Source organism: Acinetobacter sp. YH01021, assembly GCF_013420255.1.
In the GTDB taxonomy this organism is placed as follows: Bacteria; Pseudomonadota; Gammaproteobacteria; order Pseudomonadales; family Moraxellaceae; genus Acinetobacter.
The window spans coordinates 1-1310 of the sequence record NZ_VOYO01000070.1 but is presented as its reverse complement, the minus strand read 5'-3'; the positions used below and the strand labels follow the sequence as shown (position 1 = coordinate 1310).

Annotated in this window: 2 protein-coding genes; both read left to right on the top strand. The window is 34.6% G+C overall.

The window, feature by feature from the left end; genetic code table 11:
- The first annotated feature begins 53 nt into the window (after window positions 1-53).
- Complete coding sequence (locus FTT86_RS15845; protein ID WP_180181483.1) at window positions 54-335, top strand: mobilization protein; 282 nt, start codon at window positions 54-56, stop codon at window positions 333-335.
- Between the two features lie 18 nt (window positions 336-353).
- The gene (locus FTT86_RS15840; protein ID WP_180032303.1) at window positions 354-794 is read left to right on the top strand and encodes a hypothetical protein; all 441 of its coding nucleotides are present in this window, start codon (window positions 354-356) and stop codon (window positions 792-794) included.
- Window positions 795-1310: the final 516 nt, after the last annotated feature.

Sequence of the window (1310 nt, the reverse complement as noted above, 5' to 3'; positions counted from 1 at the left end):
ATTCAAGTGCGCTTATGTTAGGGATGGTTTCCCAGGATGATGGTATTGGACTAATGAGCGTTACTGAAACACTAGACAGCAAAATTAAAGCTCAAGAAGAAAAGCTAAAACAGCTCAAATCTCAAAGACAGGCAGCACTTGCACGAGAACGTGCCAAAGAGAAAGAACAGGCTCGAAAGGATGATACCAGACGTAAGATTTTGATCGGATCCTGCATGTTGAAAATCACCGAAGATGATGAGCAAGCCAGAGCAAAACTGATTGCTCAGATGGATAAATATTTAACGGATGCAAGAGATCGTAAGTTATTTGATTTACCAGTCTTTGATCATTAATTTTAAGGTGATTTAAGGATGAAAAAATTAGAGCTTTTTAAAGAAAAACCTTGGATCTTATTTTTCTTAAGTATGCTTACTGCTTGTAGTCCACTGAAGGAAAAGAATAGCTCAAATATAATCATTCCACGTATTGAAAATACGAGTGATGCAGATAATGCTAGTTATACTGAAGGAAAAATTATTACACAGGGTCAATGCCTATATATAGAGTTTATAGATGGCTCTAAAGTCCTTCCTATTTTTGCTACAAAGACTGCTAGCTGGGATGAAAAAAATAAAAGTTTGATCGTCGACTCCGAAACTTATTTGTTAGGGGATAAAGTCGCTTATGGAGGAGGAGAATCCTTTCCGCTTGAAAAAAGCCATTACTCATGGAAAGTAGAGGCAAGTGATAGATGTGATATATCTCGAGCAATTATCATTAATAAAATTTTTAGACCTCTTATCCCTAATTAAAGAAAGTCTACAAAATTGGTGGTTATTCATCTTTTGTCTTATAGCAAAGTTTTTACCTATTGATAAAATAAGTGCATTCATAATCTGCTAAGGATAGTGGGTAATAAGCGTCTAAGGACTAAGTATCAATTAGGGCCAAAACAGCTAACTTACATTGGAAAGTAAGTCATTAAAAAAAACTAACAGCGCTTAATAAGCCTTATAGTTCCGGGAGAGACTATAAGGCTTTTTTATTTAAAGTTAATCAGGACTTGTTAGGAAAATTCACCTATCCTGGACAGCCGTAAAGAACCGGAATTTACGTAAGCCCAGGCGTACAAAATAGCCTAAATTTTATCCACAAAAAATGTGGATAATTTTGGACATTGAGGCATTGATAAAATTTGAAAAACCTCAAAATTGACTATTTTTCAACCAATCTTATTGGCAAGAACTATCAAAAACGATCATAAAAAAGCCGACTTGTTTCAAAATCGACTTTTTGCTGATTTTTTGAGTAATGCCAATTTTTTAAGT

Excerpts from the sequence above, each read along its gene's own strand:
- FTT86_RS15845 (WP_180181483.1), top strand. The coding sequence starts at position 54 with ATGAGCGTTACTGAAACACTAGACAGCAAAATTAAAGCTCAAGAAGAA.
- FTT86_RS15840 (WP_180032303.1), top strand. The coding sequence starts at position 354 with ATGAAAAAATTAGAGCTTTTTAAAGAAAAACCTTGGATCTTATTTTTC.